Source organism: Sulfitobacter sp. PR48, from assembly GCF_028807335.1.
Classification (GTDB): domain Bacteria; phylum Pseudomonadota; class Alphaproteobacteria; order Rhodobacterales; family Rhodobacteraceae; genus Sulfitobacter.
In genome coordinates, this window is the sequence record NZ_JARAMM010000012.1 from 1 (window position 1) to 18,133 (window position 18,133).

17 protein-coding genes and 1 pseudogene are annotated in these 18,133 nt (G+C 55.7%); 16 read left to right on the forward strand and 2 right to left on the reverse strand.

Going from position 1 to position 18,133, the window contains the following annotated elements; all coding sequences use genetic code 11:
- Positions 1–87 precede the first annotated feature (87 nt).
- Positions 88–276 (forward strand): annotated as a pseudogene (locus tag PVW51_RS16130) (helix-turn-helix domain-containing protein); the annotation flags it as partial.
- Positions 277–481: 205 nt separating this feature from the next.
- Here PVW51_RS16130 and PVW51_RS16135 read toward each other — a convergent pair.
- Both PVW51_RS16135 and PVW51_RS16140 read right to left on the reverse strand, forming a co-directional pair.
- Complete coding sequence (locus PVW51_RS16135; protein WP_064223622.1) at positions 482–865, reverse strand: MerR family transcriptional regulator; 384 nt, start codon at positions 863–865, stop codon at positions 482–484.
- A gap of 51 nt (positions 866–916) precedes the next feature.
- Entirely contained in the window at positions 917–1,966 is a 1,050-nt protein-coding gene (locus PVW51_RS16140; RefSeq protein ID WP_089423652.1) for an AraC family transcriptional regulator, read from the reverse strand.
- A gap of 233 nt (positions 1,967–2,199) precedes the next feature.
- Between PVW51_RS16140 and PVW51_RS16145 the strand changes: the two genes are divergently transcribed.
- The 15 genes from PVW51_RS16145 (at position 2,200) to PVW51_RS16215 (ending at position 18,130) form a co-directional block, all read left to right on the forward strand.
- Positions 2,200–3,486 (forward strand): ABC transporter substrate-binding protein, encoded by a 1,287-nt coding sequence (locus PVW51_RS16145; RefSeq protein ID WP_269367618.1) that lies wholly within the window; start codon positions 2,200–2,202, stop codon positions 3,484–3,486.
- Positions 3,487–3,570: 84 nt separating this feature from the next.
- Complete coding sequence (locus PVW51_RS16150; protein ID WP_064223625.1) at positions 3,571–4,428, forward strand: branched-chain amino acid ABC transporter permease; 858 nt, start codon at positions 3,571–3,573, stop codon at positions 4,426–4,428.
- On the forward strand, positions 4,425–5,375 hold the full coding sequence (locus tag PVW51_RS16155) for a branched-chain amino acid ABC transporter permease (RefSeq protein WP_082894733.1): 951 nt from the start codon (positions 4,425–4,427) through the stop codon (positions 5,373–5,375). Before PVW51_RS16150 ends, PVW51_RS16155 begins: the two co-directional genes overlap by 4 nt.
- Positions 5,372–6,121 carry an ABC transporter ATP-binding protein gene (locus PVW51_RS16160; protein WP_064223626.1) on the forward strand — a complete coding sequence of 250 codons (750 nt, stop codon included), beginning with the start codon at positions 5,372–5,374 and terminating at the stop codon, positions 6,119–6,121. The genes PVW51_RS16155 and PVW51_RS16160 overlap by 4 nt, the downstream gene beginning before the upstream one ends.
- Entirely contained in the window at positions 6,118–6,819 is a 702-nt protein-coding gene (locus PVW51_RS16165) for an ABC transporter ATP-binding protein (RefSeq protein ID WP_176832926.1), read from the forward strand. Before PVW51_RS16160 ends, PVW51_RS16165 begins: the two co-directional genes overlap by 4 nt.
- A gap of 51 nt (positions 6,820–6,870) precedes the next feature.
- On the forward strand, positions 6,871–8,421 hold the full coding sequence (locus PVW51_RS16170; protein ID WP_067296559.1) for an AMP-binding protein: 1,551 nt from the start codon (positions 6,871–6,873) through the stop codon (positions 8,419–8,421).
- An 11-nt stretch (positions 8,422–8,432) separates the two neighbouring features.
- Positions 8,433–9,941 carry a class I adenylate-forming enzyme family protein gene (locus PVW51_RS16175; RefSeq protein ID WP_074647007.1) on the forward strand — a complete coding sequence of 503 codons (1,509 nt, stop codon included), beginning with the start codon at positions 8,433–8,435 and terminating at the stop codon, positions 9,939–9,941.
- A gap of 15 nt (positions 9,942–9,956) precedes the next feature.
- The gene (locus tag PVW51_RS16180) at positions 9,957–11,141 is read left to right on the forward strand and encodes a lipid-transfer protein (RefSeq protein WP_009808028.1); all 1,185 of its coding nucleotides are present in this window, start codon (positions 9,957–9,959) and stop codon (positions 11,139–11,141) included.
- 35 nt (positions 11,142–11,176) lie between these two features.
- On the forward strand, positions 11,177–11,953 hold the full coding sequence (locus PVW51_RS16185; protein WP_269347655.1) for an SDR family NAD(P)-dependent oxidoreductase: 777 nt from the start codon (positions 11,177–11,179) through the stop codon (positions 11,951–11,953).
- A gap of 211 nt (positions 11,954–12,164) precedes the next feature.
- Positions 12,165–12,953, forward strand: a complete 789-nt coding sequence (locus PVW51_RS16190) for an enoyl-CoA hydratase/isomerase family protein (RefSeq protein WP_009808030.1) — start codon at positions 12,165–12,167, stop codon at positions 12,951–12,953.
- A 12-nt stretch (positions 12,954–12,965) separates the two neighbouring features.
- Positions 12,966–14,204 carry a thiolase family protein gene (locus PVW51_RS16195; protein WP_009808031.1) on the forward strand — a complete coding sequence of 413 codons (1,239 nt, stop codon included), beginning with the start codon at positions 12,966–12,968 and terminating at the stop codon, positions 14,202–14,204.
- Between the two features lie 9 nt (positions 14,205–14,213).
- Positions 14,214–15,350 carry an acyl-CoA dehydrogenase family protein gene (locus PVW51_RS16200; RefSeq protein WP_009808032.1) on the forward strand — a complete coding sequence of 379 codons (1,137 nt, stop codon included), beginning with the start codon at positions 14,214–14,216 and terminating at the stop codon, positions 15,348–15,350.
- Between the two features lie 8 nt (positions 15,351–15,358).
- Positions 15,359–16,132 carry an SDR family NAD(P)-dependent oxidoreductase gene (locus PVW51_RS16205; RefSeq protein WP_009808033.1) on the forward strand — a complete coding sequence of 258 codons (774 nt, stop codon included), beginning with the start codon at positions 15,359–15,361 and terminating at the stop codon, positions 16,130–16,132.
- On the forward strand, positions 16,104–17,252 hold the full coding sequence (locus PVW51_RS16210; protein WP_274576058.1) for a CaiB/BaiF CoA transferase family protein: 1,149 nt from the start codon (positions 16,104–16,106) through the stop codon (positions 17,250–17,252). Before PVW51_RS16205 ends, PVW51_RS16210 begins: the two co-directional genes overlap by 29 nt.
- On the forward strand, positions 17,249–18,130 hold the full coding sequence (locus PVW51_RS16215) for a branched-chain amino acid ABC transporter permease (RefSeq protein WP_009808035.1): 882 nt from the start codon (positions 17,249–17,251) through the stop codon (positions 18,128–18,130). Before PVW51_RS16210 ends, PVW51_RS16215 begins: the two co-directional genes overlap by 4 nt.
- Positions 18,131–18,133 lie beyond the last annotated feature (3 nt).

Here is an 18,133-nt window from a genome sequence, read left to right on the forward strand (position 1 = left end):
GGGGGCATTATCCACATCAGTGTAAGGGGGTCATTTTTGGATGCCGATCACCCCGCTACGGGGTCAAAATTGCATGCCTGTTCACACGGCAAAACCCCTCCCGCCTTACGAGCTCTCTTTGCAGAATGGCCCCTTGTGTCTGCTCCAATGGCTGAGTCCCAGATTGGTTCCAGCCGCGCAGCCGTGCAGCGAAACCTTGCCTTGATGGAGGAAAAGGACTTGGTTCGTGAGGTGACAGGGCTGGGGCGGTTTCGAATGTGGCGGATTGCAACTTAGTATTTGCCTGGAATGTGGGCAGAAACACGCATAAGCGCGCTTATGGCAAATAATGCGCAGGGACCCGCTGTATGTTGTAAAAGCGAATTTTACGTCCCAGCACTTTGTCGATTGTGTTTTAGAGCTAGCTCCATCCATTCGCTTCCAAATTATGGGTGTTTGCATCAACCAGCCATCTATTTGGTCGGTGCGTTGGGTTTCGGGATCACTTTTTGAAATTCAATTCATTGGCGAGCTTTGAGGTTTCTCGTAATTCTGCCAGAGCTTCCTCTCTTTCTTTTATCTCGGCGCGAAGCTTATTTTCGAGGATTTTTGATATCCTTGCCCATTCGCGAAGCTGCGCTCTTGAGCCCCTGTTTTTATATATTTCTAACCAAACTCTTATATCTTCAAGCTTCATTCCGAACCGACGACCTCGCAAGATCAGCTTGAACCGCGCGATCTGTTTGCGATCATAACTTCGTTCACGCCCTTGTAGCGTGGGTTTGAGAAGTTCGAGATATTCGTAATACCGCAGGGTTCGGGGGGTGACGTCGAATTTCCCGACCATCTCTTTGAAGGTGAGCGTTTCGTCATCGGACTTGTTCATGGCGTCACTCCGTTCTGATATATGGTCGTGTTAGCGTCTCGTCGTCTAATCCTAACGTGAACTGGCGAATAACCCTTTGCTGGTTTTTCGATATGCGGACGGCGAATCCCCTGAAACCCGCCGGAAAAATCGCGACAGGCTGGCAGTTTCCGAAAAACCGAGGCGATCTGCAACTTCAGCCAGCGGTAAGTCGGATGTATCAAGAAGCTCCCGTGCGCGGCGCAAGCGCACGCTATCGATAATCTGGCGATAGCTCATCGACTGACTGGCAAGTTTTCGATGTAAAGAGCGTTCTGACAAATGAAGCGTTTCGGCCACTTCCGGCGCATTGGGAAAAACGCCGCGCACCTGCATCAACACCTGATAAACCGAATTTGCTGTTCCGGTATGCTTGGGGCCGGTTTCAAGCATATTCTCGCACAAAACACGATAGTTTACCGCAAGAAGGGCATTCGCCAGCGGCAGTTTCAGCGCGCCTGTTCCAGGATGAAAGTGAATGCAACTGCGCGGTGCGCGATACACGATTTCGGTTTGCCAGCGCGCTTCTAGGTTCATCCAGCCTTTCGGGCGGTCCAACGGGCATTCGATCAGACGGATGGGCAGGTTTTCTTGACGCAGGTCCCGGAAGAAGGTCGGGCCGGACCCAAGCAGCCGTTCATGAACAAAATCCAGAAGATCGGGCGGTACATACTGGTCGTCGGCAACAAACCCTGTTGCAAAACCTTCATCGTCCTCTGTGATGTCATATGCCAGCAGTGCGTATCCCAGCCCCTGCATTTGCGTGAAAACCCTCAGCCCCGCTGTCACATTCTCTGAAACTAGCGTGGCAAGCCCGATAGGGCCATACGAGATCAGGCTGTAACGCAGACCGGTGACAAAAGCGACACCTTCAATATGCGCTGTACTCCGGCAAAAGGCACGCAGGAATGTGAGTTCCTGAATACCGTCCAGCGTGCCCCATGGATCCGAGAGAAGGCTGAGCTGCAAACCTGCTTCTTTGAGCAATGGGTCAGGATCAATGCCGTGTTCGATCAGCACGTCACACATGAACTGGATGCTATGTTTGGGAAGACGCAGGTTTTGGAGCAAGCCCACCTTCATGACGATGACCTCAAAATTCTACTGATGGGTAAATAATATCGATTTGGCAGAAAATGTCAAATTTGTGGCGTTTTCGGACATTCCCTGCCAGTCCTAACCCTGCGATGCTTGATGCAAGAGATGGGGGAGGGTTAGGGACACGGTCGCGATCAGATGCACTTTTGCGCCATTTGCAAATCCATGATTTGTTACCGCCCGATTGCTGATCCGACGTATGATAAAACCCGCCAAACTTGCTGATAGTATTCTGCTTTTCCGGGAACGATTTATCCCGGGCAGCGCATCATTCGCCTTGCAGGAGAAACTTCTTGGGGCGTGAAACCGGGAGGAAAACTATGAAACGTCGGAATTTTCTACGCAGCGCCGGGGCGCTAACTTTGGCCAGTACCTTGCCTGCGCCAATGGTTCTGCGGGCCGCAACGCCCGAAGATTATCACATTGCGGGCATTCTGTCTTTCTCGGGCGCATACGGCTTGATCGGCAATGACATGCGCAAAGGCGCGGAACTTGCCGTGGCCATGCGGGGTGGCGAATTGTTGGGCAAAAAAGTCCGCTTCAGCTGGGAAGACGATGAAACCAAACCCCAGCCCGCCGTACAAAAAGCAAGCCGGCTGTTGGCGGAAGGCACGCAATTGATGTTTGGCGCGGTCAGCTCAGCGTCGACTCTGGCACTGCAAAGCCTGTCCACACAGCGCAAGGTGCCGCATCTGGTCACGATTTCCGCAGACGACAGCATTACCAAGATGGACGGTGCGCGTTACTCATTCCGTACGTCCAACACGTTGGCCATGGAAATGAACATGTGTGTTGAATTCGTAAAGAAACGCGGGATCAAGAGAGTATACGCGGTCACGGCTGATTATCAGGCCACGCGCAGCGCCTTTGACGACTTTGCCGCAAAAGCAAAAGCCGCCGGTGTCGAGATCGTCGGGAATGACTTTGCCCCGCTTGGCAACCGCGACTTTTCGGTCATCATCGACAAGATGGCGCGTTCGGACGCCGATGGTATTCTGGTTGTGGCAACGGGCAATGACGGCGTCACCTTCTGCAAGCAGGCAGGTCAGGTTGGGATGGGTCAGAACAAAGTGCTGTTCGGCCCCGTGCTTCAGGATGAAATCTTTGCAGCCGCGACAGGCGAGGCCGCATTGGGCGTGAACTCCGGCGTGCGTTATCACTTCTCGCTCGACAATCCGGCAAACGCCGAATTCGTGACGGCCTACCGTGACGCAAACGGTGACTACCCTTCGGCCTTCGCGGGCGAGGCATTTGACGGTCTTCGCTGGTGGATGGATGTCATCGAAGCGACTGACAGCTGGGATGTGGAAACCTGGGTCGATGCATTTGAAACATCGGTCTATGAAAATTCGGTCGAAGGGCGCAAGGAAATGCGCGCTTGTGACCATCAGGCCAAACAGGTCGGTCTTTGGGGTGAAGTTGTGAAGGGCGAGGCACCATTGCCGGACCTCACCATGAAAATCACCGAAGAGTTTTCGGCAAATAGCCTGTTTAGCGACTGTTAATCGATCCTCCCTGAACTGGGCGGCGCTGTTCCCTCGCGACATGCGTCGCCCGCTTTTTTGGGGTGAAACTGAGGAACCCTGAATATGTCCATTATCGTGATCGGGCTGAGTCTCAGCTTTCTGCTGTTTCTGCTGGCAGCGGGCTTGACCCTTATTTTTGGCATGTTGGGGGTGATCAACTTTGCCCATGGCGCGCTTTATATGCTTGGCGCGTTTGTCGGGTATCAAATTGTTCATATGACCGGATCGTTCTGGTTGGGACTGCTGTTTGCGCCGCTGATCGTCGCCTGTGTTGGTGCGCTGATCGAAATTTTGGCGCTGAAACAGGTCTATGACCGCGACCACATTTTTCAGCTTTTACTCACTTTCGGATTCATTCTGGTCATCGACGACGCGACAAAGATGATCTGGGGATTTGACTATAAGCAAGTGCCGACACCAGAAATCTTCATGGCACCGATTTCCATGTTTGGCAGTCAAATACCGTCATACCGGCTTTTTGTAATCGGTTTTGGTGCAGCGGTTTCTCTGGCACTGTTCTTGCTGCTGGACCGTAGCAAATGGGGCATGATTATTCGCGCCGCCAGTTCCGATCCGGAAATGGCTCAGACACTCGGTGTAAATGTAAACCGGGTTCGCACCGGCGTCTTTGCGCTTGGTGCGTATCTTGCGGCTCTTGGTGGCGTGGTTAGCGCACCGTTGGTGCCGATCGAACTGGGCATGGGATTCAGCGTTATCATCGACTGTTTTGTCGTGGTGATTATCGGCGGGCTTGGGAACATTCGCGGCGCAATCCTTGCGTCGTTGCTGTTGGGCATGACGCGGGCGGCCGGATATACCTACGCAACTGAATGGGTCGAACTACTTACCTTTGCCCTGTTGATCGGAACGCTGATGTTCCGGCCTGCGGGCTTGTTTAGCACAAAGGGGCGTTCGGCATGACACGCAGGATTATCGGTCAGGCCCTGATGGGCATTATTATCGCAGTTATGATTATCGTTCCGTTTTTTGTGCAGGATGAGCAATGGGTGAACCTTGTCAGCCTGATCCTGATCTGGGCCTTGTTCGCAATCGGCTTTGATCTGGTCTTCGGGGTGACAGGTATGCTGTCATTCGGCCATGCGGCGTTGTTCGGGGCAGGGGGTTATGCGCTCACAATCCTCACCCTCAGCTATGGCGTCGGTTTTATACCGGGCCTTTTTGCAGCGGCGATTGTCGGAGCGGTGCTGGCTTACCTGATGGGGCTTTTTGCGCTTCGGGTTTCGGGGCTTTTTTTTGCACTGCTGACACTGGCCCTGGCGCAGATGATGTACATCCTTGCGTCCAACAAGCTGCGCGCAATCACCGGCGGATTGGACGGTATTCCAGGCGTGCCGCGGCCTGACTTGTTCGGGATCAATTTCTACGACAACCACAACTATTATGGGTTTATCGTGGCGGTTTTCCTGATCGGACTGGCGCTGATGGCATTGCTGCGTGGGTCGCCATTCGGGCGGGCATTGCGCGCGGTACAGGCGAACGACGTGCGCGCCGCGCAACTCGGATACAACGTCCATAGCTTGCGCCAATCGGCGTTTATCGTTTCGGGTGCGTATGCAGGTGTTGCAGGAGCCCTGCTGGCATCGTTGATCTTCTACATCTCTCCGCAAATGCTGCATTGGTCCACATCGGGCGACGTTTTGATCATGACCGTGCTGGGCGGCAAAGGCACATTGCTAGGTCCGATTCTTGGCGTGGCCTTGTTTGAATTACTGAAAGAAGAACTGAGCCAAATCACCCAATATTGGTACGGCATCCTTGGTCTGGTGTTCATTTTTGCCACCATCTTCCTACGCAACGGTATTGCCGGAATGTTCCAAGGTGATCAGGACGAAGGAGACATGCAATGACTGCCGGATCATTGAGTTGCAACGATATTCAGGTCTCCTTCAGCGGGTTGAAAGCTGTCAACGGTGTGACGTTCGACTTCCAGCCGGGTCAGCTTTACGGGATTATCGGACCTAACGGTGCGGGCAAGACCACGTTGATGAATGCGCTTTCGGGTCATGCCAAGCTAAGCGGTGGTCAAGTGATGCTGGACGGGCGCGATGTAACGGGCCTGTCGGTGCATAAACGGACCCGCATCGGTCTGGGCCGCAGTTTCCAGATCACCAAGATCTTCGCCGGCATGTCGGTGCTTGAGAACCTTCAACTTGCTGCTTTTGCGCATCTGTACAGGTTGCAGCCCTTCTGGCTTCCGGCGGGCCGCTTTCCTGCAGTCAGGGAACGGGCCGAAAGCGTTCTCGAAGAGATCGGCCTGACGGTGATGGCGCACCGCCCCGCCGAAACCTTGTCTCACGGCGATCAACGCGCATTGGAAGTCGGGCTGGCATTGCTGAGCAACCCATCGGTCCTGTTGCTCGATGAACCATTGGCCGGTGTTGGACATGACCAGATCGGGCCTGCGATGGAGCTGATAAAACGGATCGTCAAGGGCCGCACCGTGCTGCTGATCGAACACAACATGGACGTTGTAATGCGGGTCTCCAGTGCTTTGGTCGTGATGGTTCAAGGGCAAATTCTGGCGTCTGGCAGCCCTGAAGAAATCCGCGCAAACGCCGAGGTGCGAGCGGCTTATCTGGGAGAAGAGGAATGAAGCTGCTTGCGTTGGAAAGCTGCAATGTCACTTATGGCAAGGCGCAGGCGTTGCATAGCGTGTCGATCGAAGTCGCACAGGGCGAAGTTGTTTCGCTGATCGGGCGCAATGGCGCAGGCAAAAGCACCATTCTCAAGACGATCATCGGTTTAAAGCAACCGGTTTCAGGGCGCAGAGTCTGGAAAGGGGACGACGTTACCGCGCGACTCCCGAACCAACTGGGCCGTCTGGGCATTGGGTATGTCCCCGAAGACAGGCGCATTTTTGACAATCTGACAGTGCATGAAAACCTGCGCATCGCAACCGTCATGGGACGCACTGGCGCATGGACCGAAACCCGGATTTTTGAAATGTTTCCGGTGCTGCTTGATCGCGCGTCACAGGCGGGAAACACGCTTTCGGGCGGCGAACAGCAAATGCTGGCGATTTCGCGCGCGCTTTTGACTAATCCGGAACTGTTGCTGCTGGACGAACCGACTGAAGGCCTTGCCCCGCTGATCGTTGATGAATTGGTCGATTCGATGCGGCGGATCAACGAAGAAGGTATGACGCTTTTGCTGGTTGAACAGAACCTGCGCGTGCCGATGAAATTGGCCCATCGACAGTACGTTGTCGACAACGGGACCGTCCAGTGGAGCGGCACGACAGCAGATTTGCTGGCCAACCGCGAAGAGATCGAAAAGCTCATCAGTGTATGAGTTCAGACTGGCAAGGCGGGAAAATCCCGGAAACCAAGATAGGAAACCGTTATGCGTGTGATCGATTTCTTCGACAGGGGTGTCGCAATCAACCCTAACGTGATCGCTTTGGAAGATGCTAAAATCGGCCGGAGTTACGGCGAAGTTCAGGAACGCACATATCGTTTCGCCAATGCCATCACTGCCGAAGGGTACGGACGCGACAAGATGGCCGGCGTTTACAGCCCCAACTGCGTGAGCGGCCTTGAAGTTATGCTGGGCTTGTTTCGTGCCGGCACGATCTGGGTTCCCGTCAATGCCAAGAACGGCGTAGAAGAAAACGCGTATATCCTGGATCATAATGATGTGGAGATTCTGTTTTATCACAGCGATCTTGCACCGGCGCTGGAACAATTGCGTGAACTTTGCCCAAAGATACAAAAATTCATCTGTCTGGATAAACAAGACGGCGCGGCACCATGGCTGGAAGACTGGATGGCCGCGGCCCCTTCAACCGATCCCGATGTGCCGCTTGGCCCTGATGATCTTGTCGGAATTTTATCCTCTGGTGGGACAACGGGGCGGCCCAAGGGGATCATGCTGACGCAGTTGAACTGGACCACGCTAATCGCGAACTATTATGCCAGTTTTGATGCCGGACCTGACCCTGTGCATTTGCTGATCACGCCTATGACCCACGCGTCAGGGGTGCTTGCCATTGCGTTGATGGCCGCTGGTGCGCGCAGCGTCATCCTGCCGGGATTTGATGCCGCCAACGTTCTAGACACAATTGAAAGCGAGGGAGTGACCCATCTGTTCCTGCCGCCGACCGCCGTTTACATGCTGTTGTCGCAACCGGAAGTTGCGCAACGTAGCTTTCCGTCATTGCGGTTCTTTCTTTATGCCGCCGCACCTATGGCCATTGACAAGCTGCGCCAATGCCTGAAGATTTTTGGGCCGGTCATGGCGCAGTGTTTCGGACAAGCAGAATCGCCGATGTTCTGCGCGCTGCTGACGGCAGAGGATCACAATGTTATCGGAGATCCGGCCCGCGAACACCGGCTTGCAAGTTGCGGCAGGCCCGCACTTTTGACACCGATGGCGATCATGGATGATGACGGTAACATTATGCCGCGTGGTGAGCATGGTGAAATTGTTGTGCGCGGAAATCTGGTGATGAAGGGGTATTACAAAAACCCCGAAGCAACCGCAGAGGTTTCCCAGTTCGGTTGGCACCATACCGGCGACATCGGGTATCTGGATGACGAGGGTTACCTTTATATCGTGGACCGCAAGAAAGACATGATCATTTCGGGCGGCTTCAACGTTTATCCCTCGGAAGTCGAGCAGGTGATCTGGTCGCATCCTGCCGTGCAGGATTGCGCGGTGATCGGTGTGCCTGACGAAAAATGGGGTGAAGCGATCAAGGCGGTGATCGAACTCAAACCCGATGCAACGGTGGAACCCGAAGCAATCATTGCATTGTGCAAGGAAAACCTTGGCAGCGTAAAGGCCCCCAAAACGGTTGACTTCTGGGATGAACTGCCGCGCAGCCCCGTTGGGAAAGTGCGCAAAAAGGACATCAGGGATACGTTCTGGCAGGGGCAAGCGCGCAGAATTTAGGGAGCAGAATTATGAACATCGCGTACATTTTGACACAGTCCGCGCGCGCCTATTGCGATCGACCTGCCGTCTGCTTGGGGTTGTCGACGTTCAGCACCTACACCCAATTACAGGACCGCAGCGCGGCCTTGGCCGCTGCGCTGAAACAGCGCAATCTGGTAAAAGGTGACCGTGTTCTGATCTTCATGGGCAACCGGCCCGAATATATCGAGATCCTGTTTGCCATCTGGACTGCCGGATGTGTTGCCGTTCCGTTGAATGCCAAACTGCACCCTAACGAAGTGACCTATATCCATGCTAACTGTGATGCCGCACTTGCCTTTACCGACCGGCCGGAAGACGTCGAAGGGTTTTCAGCAGTCATTGCGGTCGGTGGACCGGAATATAATGCGGCGTTACAAGCGTCAGCGGATTTGCAGCCTGCACACGCTGCGCAAACCGATCCGGCATGGATTTTTTATACCAGCGGCACGACGGGCCGCCCGAAAGGGGCGATACTGACCCACCGCAACCTCTGGACCATGACCACGAGTTTTCTGGCCGATATGTGTCCGGTTACGGAAATGTCGGCGGCGCTGCATCCGGCACCGCTGTCTCATGCGGCAGGGCTGTTTATGCTACCGTTTGCGCAGCGGGGCGCGGCGAATGTTGTGCCGCAAAGCGGTGGATTCGATCCGCATGAAATCGTGACGTTGCTGCATGAATATCCCCATTCATCTTTTTTTGTCGCACCCACGATGCTGACGCGTCTGACGGCCTGTCCTGCGCTTGACACGGCGGCCATCGAAAACCTTGATCTGTTGTTCTGCGGCGGTGCGCCGATTTATGTCGCAGACCTGCGCCGGGCGATGGCGCTGTTGGGCAACCGCATCTGGATCGGATACGGACAAGGCGAGGCACCATGTACGATCACTTATCTACCACCGCATATATTGAGCTGGGAAATTCCGGATAGTTGGCTGGGATCCGTCGGCATTCCACGCACCGGCGTCACGGTCTGTGTGGTGGATGAAACAGGCACACAATGCCCCCCAGATGTCGCGGGCGAAGTGATCGTCAGTGGCGATGTGGTGATGGCGGGATACTGGGGCAATGAAACGGCAACGGCGTCAGCCTTGCGGGACGGCTGGCTCCATACCGGCGACATTGGCAGCGTGGACGCCCACGGTTTCCTGACGCTCAAGGACCGGTCCAAGGACGTGATCATTTCTGGCGGGTCAAATATTTATCCGCGCGAGGTCGAAGAGGTGCTGCTGCGTCATTCCGGCGTGGTCGAAACTAATGTTGTTGGCCGCGAGGAGGCCGAATGGGGCGAGGAAGTCATCGCGTTTGTCGTGGCAGAGCCGGGCGTGACCGCACAGGCGCTGGACCGTTTTTGTCTGGATAACATAGCGCGGTTCAAGCGACCCAAGGCCTATTGCTTTGTTCTCGAACTGCCCAAAAGCAGCTACGGCAAAATACTTAAGACAGAGTTGCGCCAGATGCTGACCGACCCCGATACACAATTCGAAAAACCATAAAAAAGGAGACCCAAAATGACTGCCATTATTGCCGGTGTCGGCATGATCCCTTTTGCAAAACCGGGCGCATCGGCACCTTACGACGAGATGGGCGAGGTGGCGATCCGTCTTGCACTGGATGACGCCGGTATCGCGTTCGAAGACGTGCAACAGGCCTATGCCAGCTATGTTTACGGCGACAGCACAAGCGGGCAGCGTGTGATTTACCGCGTGGGCATGACGGGCATCCCGATTATCAACGTGAACAACAATTGTTCGAGCGGTTCAACAGCGCTTTTCCTCGCACGGCAGGCTGTCGAAAGCGGTGTGGCAGAATGTGTGCTGGCGGTGGGTTTTGAACAGATGGCCCCCGGTGCGTTGGGTGTTGTCTTTCCCGATCGCCCGTCACCGCTGGCGGAATTTGATGCCGCCACGGACCGGCTGATAGGGGACGTCGATCTGCCGATGACGCTTCGGTATTTCGGCGGTGCGGGCAAGGCGCATATGGAACGATTTGGTACGAAGATGGAGACATTCGCCAAAATTCGGGCCAAGGCTAGCCGCCATGCCGCGAACAACCCACTCTCGGTTTTCCGCAAGGAGATGACCACGCAGGATGTAATGGGTGCGCAGGTGATCTGGCCCGGTGTAATGACACGGCCAATGGCTTGTCCGCCCACCTGCGGCGCTGCGGCGGCGCTTGTGGTGTCCAAAGGGTTCGCTGAAAAAATGGGCCTTGATACAACTGTACAAATCCGCGCGCAGGCAATGACAACGGATAAACTGCTGGACCCTGAAACCGGCGACATGATCGAAGTGGTTGGCGCCAGGCTGAGCCGTGATGCCGCGCGCATGGTCTATGAAAAGGCGGGCGTGGGTCCTGACGATATCGACGTGATCGAATTGCATGACTGTTTCGCGCAGAACGAATTGATTTCCTACGAGGCCCTGGGGCTATGTGCCGAAGGTGATGGCGAAAAGTTGGTCGATGATGGCGACAACACCTTTGGCGGGAAATACGTCACGAACCCGTCTGGTGGTCTGCTGTCAAAGGGGCATCCACTGGGTGCTACGGGGCTGGCACAGTGTTTTGAGTTGACCAACCAACTGCGTGGAAAGGCAGAGAACCGGCAGGTCGATAATGCGCGGCTTGCCCTCCAGCATAACGTTGGGCTGGGCGGTGCGGCGGTTGTTACACTTTATGAAAGGATTACAGCATGACAAAACCACCAATGAGAGATCGTGACGATTTCGGCGTGGCACTTGTCACCGGTGCAGGTTCTGGCATCGGACAGGGGATTGCTTTGCGGCTGGCGGAGTTGGGCGCGAGGGTTGTTGTCACTGATATTGCCGAAACAGGCATAGCCGATACGGTCAAGCAGATCGAAGCGGCAGGTGGTACAGCGCTTGGGCAAAAGCTTGATGTGTCGGATCCGGCATCGGTGAATGCGGCATTTGACGAGACGGAACGCTGGGACAAATGCGTGGATGTGCTGGTGAACAATGCGGGTATCGTCGGGATTAATCCGTTCCTCGATTTTCCTTTGGAAGACTGGAACCGCGTTATGGCTATCAACCTGACAGGCAGCATGTTGTGCGCGCAACTTGCTGCGCGTGAAATGGTTCGTCAGCGATATGGCAGGATCATCAATATCACGTCGGTCAGCGGCATCCGCGCAGGGGTCGGGCGCACGGCTTACGGCACGTCCAAGGCGGCCTTGGTGGGGCTGACACGCCAGATTGCGCTTGAAGTTGCGGCGCATGGCGTCACGGCAAACGCGATTGCACCGGGCGCCATTACAACTCCGCTCACCGAAAGCACCTATACCGAAGAAACGGTTGCGCGCCTGTTGCCGATGATTCCGGCGGGTTACATGGCCGACCCTGCGGATATCGCGGCGGCAGTTGCCTATCTGGGCTCGCCTGATGCGCGATATGTGAACGGTGAAACACTGGTCGTTGATGGTGGATATGTCTGTGGCGGCATGATGCAGACTGGCTCGCTGGATCTGGGCACAAAAAGTTCGTCCTGAACACAAGGTGTCGCGCGGCGAGGCATTTTTTCATGTCGCGCGCATCATCGGGGAACGCACTATCTTGATGTCGCCGGATTGCTGATTCTCCGATCAAATCGGACGGGAGAAACCGACAACCTACAAGCCTATGTAACCTAACGTAAATTAGTTCTTGATTTGATTATATATTTTTGATTACTTACTGGTAAGTAAATAGAAAGACGCACGCATGACTCAAGCGAATGTACTGGTCGAATACCGTGGTCCGGTTGCGTGGCTGACGTTGAACAGGGCCAACAGTCTTAATGCACTTTCTGTCGACCTCATTGGGGAACTGCGCGCCGCGATAAGAGAGATCGCTGTGGCAAAACAGGTGCGCGCAATTGTGCTGACGGCTGCGGGGCGTGCGTTTTGCGCCGGTGCCAATCTGAAGGAAGTCCTCGCTGGTCTGGATGATGCCGATACGCAAAAGGGTGATTTTCTTGACGCTATCGGCGCGACGTTTCAAGCGCTGCGTGATTTGCCGAAACCGGTGATCGGCGGGCTGAATGGCATTACCGTTGCGGGCGGGCTGGAACTCGCGATGTGTTGCGATGTGCTGATTGCGGGCGAGAGCGCCAGAATTGGCGATGCTCATTCGAATTTTGGTGTGTTCCCTGGCGCAGGCGGCGCTGCTGTCTTGCCGTGCCGGATCGGACTCGCAAACGCGAAATACCTCTTGTTTTCGGGCCAAAGTCTACCAGCGCGCGAATTGATGCGCATGGGGCTGGTGCAGGAAGTGGTTGGTGATGACGCGCTTGAAGCGCGGCTGCACGAGTTCAGCCAGTTGCTGGCGACCAAAAGCCCGCTGGTCCTGTCGCAGATGAAGCGGGTAGCCAATGCATCCATCGAAATGACGCAGGTGGAGGCGCTGAAACAGGAACTTGCCGTGCTGCGCGAACATCTGAAATCCAACGATGCGGCCGAAGGACTTGCCGCATTCGGTGAAAAACGAAAGCCGGTTTTCACCGGCACATGAGCGGAGATTGAAATGACAAAAATTTACATTGCCGGGGTCGCGATGACCAAAATGGGACGCCTCGACGGGGCAACGGTAAAGTCGCTGACCTGCGAGGCTGTCGATGGCGCGATGGCGGACGCCGGCATTGGCAAGGATGACATTCAGGCTGCCTACTACGCGAACACAACACAGCGACATCTTGAGGCGCAGTTGATGATCCCGGGCCAGATCACCCTGCGCGAGATGGGATTTGAGGGCATCCCGATGGTAAACGTCGAAAATGCATGTGCCAGCGGGTCAACCGCGTTGAACCTTGCGGCTCAATTTCTCAAAGCAGGCGAGGGTGACGTGGCTTTGGCCGTTGGGGCCGAAAAAATGTGGACAGGTGACAAAGCTAAGATGTTCAGCTTTTTCGATGGCGCGTGGGATGTGTCCACCGTTGAGGAAAATACCGAAAAACTGATGGCGCTGGGCAAAGGCATCGACGTGCCGAATGACACCACTTCGGACAAGCCGTTTTCAGTCTTTATGGCGATTTACGGAGCGTTCGGGCTGGCGCATATGCGCACGTTCGGCACGACCCAAAAACAGATTGCTGCGATTGCAGCAAAGAACCACATGCATTCGGTTGAAAATGAAAAGGCGCAATTCCGCGCGCCTTATACCGTTGACGAAATATTAAGCGCACCACCGATCACTTATCCTTTGACCCTGCCAATGTGCGCCCCGATGAGCGATGGCGGTGCCGCTGCGGTTCTGATGACCGAGGCCGGATTGAAAAAGTTCGGGATCAGCCGGGATCGTGCCATCGAAGTGCGCGCCAGCGTGATCCAGACCGGATCAAACCGCGCGCCGGAGGATTATGAGAACCACCTGACCGCGATTGCGGCACGGCGGGCATATGAAATCGCCGGTATCGGTCCCCAAGACGTATCAGTTGCCGAAGTGCATGACGCAACAGCGGTGGGTGAGTTGATCCAGATCGAAAACCTTGGGCTGTTCCCATTTGGCGAAGGGGGTGCTGCATCCGAGCGCGGTGACACCTCCATCGGCGGGCGGGTGCCGGTGAACCCGTCGGGCGGGCTGGAATGCAAAGGCCACCCGATTGGCGCGACTGGGTTGGGCCAGGTTTACGAACTGGTATCGCAACTGCGCGGTGAATGTGGACCTAGACAGGTCGAAGGTGCGCGGATCGCCATCGCGGAAAATGGCGGCGGTTTGATCGGTATCGAAGAGGCCGTGGCCTCCATCCTTATTCTCGGGCGCTAGGAGCGAAAGATGTTCAAAACCGAAGAGCAGATAATGGCTTGCGATTCCTTGCGCCGGTTTCTGGATGACCAGATCGAACCGGAATACCTGAAGGTTAAGGATGCGCCGTTCGAAAAAGAAGTCATTCAGGGTTTCATGACGCGACTTGCCGAGTTCGGTCTGACATCGGCCCCGCATCCCGAAGAAGCGGGCGGTATGGGGCTGGATTGGACCACCCACCTGATGCTGTTCGAAGAGGTTGGTGTTACGGCAATAGATATCGCGCTGCCCATTCTGATCAACGTGGTGGCAGGTGAGATTCTGCTGAAGCTCGGGTCTGATGAGATTCGCAAAAAATATATCGGTCCGTTGCTTGCCGGTGAAATTACCGCGTCGATGGGCATATCGGAACCAAATGTCGGGTCCGATGTGGCCGCTGTCAAAACCCGAGCGCGGCGGGACGGCGATGACTGGGTGATCAATGGCGAAAAGACCTGGATCACCAATGGTCGCTTTTCGGATTTCCTGATATGCACCTGCGCCACCGATGAGGGCCTGACCCATATTCTAGTGGATCGCAAAGAGCATGGCTATGAAACCCGCGACATCAAAAAAATGGGTCTGAACGCACAATCCACGGCACAGATCTTTCTTGATGACGTGCGTGTGCCGATTGCAAACACGATAGGCGAGGTCGGCCGCGGCTTGCAGCAAACGCTTGTGGTGTTTGAACGGGCGCGCGTTCACATGGCCATGTGGGGAATCTCCCTGGCACGGCGCGCGTTGGAAGAGTCGATCAGATATGCGCAGGAACGCAACCAGCACGGCAAGCAGATAGCGGGTCACCAGCTCATCGCAGACAAGATCGCCGTAATGGCCACAGAGATTGATGCTGCGCGGCTTTTGACCCTCCGTGCCGCTGGCATGATCGACCGCGGCGAACGCTGCGACAAGGAATGTGCCATGGCCAAATGGTACGGCACGGAAATCGCAGTGAACGCAACGCGCCAAGCAGTGCAGATCCACGGTGGCAATGGTGTCACCACCGATTTTATCGTCGAACGGCTGGCGCGCGAGGCCATTATCGGGCCGATCCCGGACGGGACTACAGAAATACAAAAATTGCTGATCGCACGGACGCTTACCGGCGTGCAGGCATTCAAATAGGAGCGGTCATGGAAATCGAAGGCAAGACAATCATCGTCACCGGCGGGGCATCGGGTCTTGGCGCGGCGACGGCGAAATATCTGCGAGCACGCGGTGCCAAGATTGGTATTTTCGATATGTCGCAGGGCGCTGGCGATGCGCTGGTCAAGGAACTGGGTGCTTCAAACGCAATGTTCTGCAACGTCGATGTGACCGACGATGAAGGCGTGGACGCGGCAGTTGACGCCGTGGTTTCAAAATTCGGTGCGCTGCATGGGTGCATCAACTGCGCCGGGGTCGTCAGCCCGATGAAAGTGATCGACCGTGACGGCAAGGCCGCGTCGCTCGACACATTCCGCCGCACGGTTGATATCAATCTTGTCGGCACATTCAACGTAATGAGCAAAGCTGTTCAGCGGATGTTGTTGAATGAACCCGAAAACGGCGAAGAGCGCGGTGTTGTTGTCAACGTCTCCTCTGGTGCTGCGATGGAAGGGCAAATCGGCCAGCCGGCTTATTCGTCGTCAAAGGCGGGGGTGATGGGCCTTAACCTGCCTGCCGCGCGCGAACTGGGTGCCAAGGGCATTCGCGTCAACGCGATTGCACCCGGCCTGTTCGGCACGCCGATGGTCATGTCGCTGCCCGACAACGTGATCGCAAACCTCGAAGCCTCTGTCGAAGCGCCCAAGCGTGTCGGCCGGATGGAAGAATTCGCTCATTGCTGCGCCTTTCTGATCGAGAATTCATATATGAACGGCGAAACCGTGCGGCTTGATGCTGCCACGCGCCTGCAGGCGAGATAGGGCGATGCTGCAACGCTCAGGTCCCCTCAAAGGTGTACGCATTGTTGAAATGGCAGGTCTTGGCCCTGCGCCGTTTGCTGCGATGCATCTGGCTGATCTGGGCGCTGAAGTGGTGCGCATCGCGCGGCCCGGTCAGAAATTTCCGTTGCCGATTGATGCGAAATACAATCTGTTCAACCGCTCGCGCCGCAGCCTGACACTTGACCTGACAAAGGCCAGAGATGTCGACCGGCTCTGGCAGTTGATCGAACGTGCCGAGGTGCTGATCGAAGGGTTCAGGCCGGGCAAAATGGAAAAGCTGGGATTTGGTCCGGAACAGGTGCAGGCGCGCAATCCGGCCTTGGTCTATGGCCGATTGACCGGATGGGGACAGGAAGGGCCGCTGGCACATGCAGCGGGCCACGACATGAATTATGCCGCCATAACCGGTGCGGTTTGGGGTTTGGGCGATGCGGACCGCCCGCCACCTGCACCGATGAACCTGATCGCGGATCAGGGCGGCGGCGCGATGATGCTGAACGTTGGTATCCTTGCAGCCCTGACTCATGCGCGCGCCACGGGGCAGGGGCAGGTGGTCGATACGGCCATGACGGACGGGGTTAACCTGCTGATGACCATGCAGCACGGGTTGGTCGCATGTGGCGCTTGGTCTGATAAACGGTCTGGCGATTTTATCAACGGCGGCGTTGCGTGGTATCGTTGTTACGAAACGGGCGATGGCAAATATGTGTCCGTTGGATGTCTCGAACCGCAATTTTTTGCCGAACTTCTGGCACTTCTGGGCCTCACAGACGATCCGCGCTTTGCCGATCAATACGCACCCACCGCGCAGGCCAGTATGATGGACGCGCTTACGGAGATTTTCCTGACTGCGACCCAACAGGAATGGTGCGATATTCTGGAAGGCAGCGACGCGTGTTTCGCACCTGTGGTTTCTCTGGCTGACGCATCGGATCATGCGCATAATCGCGCCCGGGGCAGCTTTGTCACAGTAGGTGGCATCGAGATGCCGACGCCCGCACCGCGATTCTCGCGAACACAACCCGACACACCGACGACCGGAGATGCGGGAGAAATCAGCCTTGATGAAATCCTTGAACACTGGGGGAACAACGCATGACTGCCTTGTCTTTTGCCGATGCGATGCAGCTTTTTGTGGTCGGCCTGTCACAAGGGTGCCTTTATAGCCTGATCGCGATTGGTCTGGTGCTTGTGTATAAGGCGACTGAGCAGGTGAATTTTGCCCAAGGCGAATTCATGATGCTGGGGGCATTTGTCGGGTATCAGTTCATCGTGCTGATGGGGATGCCCTACTGGCTGGGTGCGATGTTGACATTGGTCTTCATGGGCGCATTCGGCTACGGCGTCGAAGCGCTTGTGGTGCGGCGCCTGACGGGCCAGCCGGTGTTCACTGTCTTTATCCTGACGCTGGCATTGGGTATCGCGCTCAGGGCGGTTGCAGGGATAATTTGGGGGTTTGGCAACTATTCGTTGCCTGCTCCGGTTGATGGCAATCTTACACTGGGCCCAGTGATCATTTCTTGGGCCAGCGTGTTGTCGATTGTTGTCACCGCGGTTGTCGCCAGCGCGCTGTACCTGTTTTTCCGTTACGCTCGGCAGGGTGTCGCCATGCAGGCGTTGTCCCTGAACCAGTTAGCAGCGTTCTACATGGGTATTCCTGTGAAACGGCTGACATCCTCGATCTGGGCAATGTCCGCGATCTTTGGCGGGATTGCCGGACTGCTCCTGGGGCCAATGACGTTGGTTTCGACGCAGATGGGTTTTATCGGGTTCAAGGCATTTGCAGGGGCAATTGTCGGTGGTTTCGGCTCCATCCCCGGTGCGGTGATCGGTTGCTTGCTGATCGGTGTGACGGAACCGTTTTTCGATATCATGTTCCCGACCCTCAAAGGAATTGGTGCCTACTTGATCATGTTCCTTGTGCTGTTGATCCGTCCGCAAGGCCTGCTGGCCCAAATTTATGCAAAGAAGGTCTAAGCC

What these genes read in the sequence shown, in the direction of transcription:
- PVW51_RS16135 (WP_064223622.1), bottom strand. Translation starts at nt 865, where the DNA reads ATGAACAAGTCCGATGACGAAACGCTCACCTTCAAAGAGATGGTCGGG.
- PVW51_RS16140 (WP_089423652.1), bottom strand. Translation starts at nt 1,966, where the DNA reads ATGAAGGTGGGCTTGCTCCAAAACCTGCGTCTTCCCAAACATAGCATC.
- PVW51_RS16150 (WP_064223625.1), top strand. Translation starts at nt 3,571, where the DNA reads ATGTCCATTATCGTGATCGGGCTGAGTCTCAGCTTTCTGCTGTTTCTG.
- PVW51_RS16155 (WP_082894733.1), top strand. Translation starts at nt 4,425, where the DNA reads ATGACACGCAGGATTATCGGTCAGGCCCTGATGGGCATTATTATCGCA.
- PVW51_RS16160 (WP_064223626.1), top strand. Translation starts at nt 5,372, where the DNA reads ATGACTGCCGGATCATTGAGTTGCAACGATATTCAGGTCTCCTTCAGC.
- PVW51_RS16165 (WP_176832926.1), top strand. Translation starts at nt 6,118, where the DNA reads ATGAAGCTGCTTGCGTTGGAAAGCTGCAATGTCACTTATGGCAAGGCG.
- PVW51_RS16170 (WP_067296559.1), top strand. Translation starts at nt 6,871, where the DNA reads ATGCGTGTGATCGATTTCTTCGACAGGGGTGTCGCAATCAACCCTAAC.
- PVW51_RS16175 (WP_074647007.1), top strand. Translation starts at nt 8,433, where the DNA reads ATGAACATCGCGTACATTTTGACACAGTCCGCGCGCGCCTATTGCGAT.
- PVW51_RS16180 (WP_009808028.1), top strand. Translation starts at nt 9,957, where the DNA reads ATGACTGCCATTATTGCCGGTGTCGGCATGATCCCTTTTGCAAAACCG.
- PVW51_RS16190 (WP_009808030.1), top strand. Translation starts at nt 12,165, where the DNA reads ATGACTCAAGCGAATGTACTGGTCGAATACCGTGGTCCGGTTGCGTGG.
- PVW51_RS16195 (WP_009808031.1), top strand. Translation starts at nt 12,966, where the DNA reads ATGACAAAAATTTACATTGCCGGGGTCGCGATGACCAAAATGGGACGC.
- PVW51_RS16200 (WP_009808032.1), top strand. Translation starts at nt 14,214, where the DNA reads ATGTTCAAAACCGAAGAGCAGATAATGGCTTGCGATTCCTTGCGCCGG.
- PVW51_RS16205 (WP_009808033.1), top strand. Translation starts at nt 15,359, where the DNA reads ATGGAAATCGAAGGCAAGACAATCATCGTCACCGGCGGGGCATCGGGT.
- PVW51_RS16210 (WP_274576058.1), top strand. Translation starts at nt 16,104, where the DNA reads ATGCTGCCACGCGCCTGCAGGCGAGATAGGGCGATGCTGCAACGCTCA.
- PVW51_RS16215 (WP_009808035.1), top strand. Translation starts at nt 17,249, where the DNA reads ATGACTGCCTTGTCTTTTGCCGATGCGATGCAGCTTTTTGTGGTCGGC.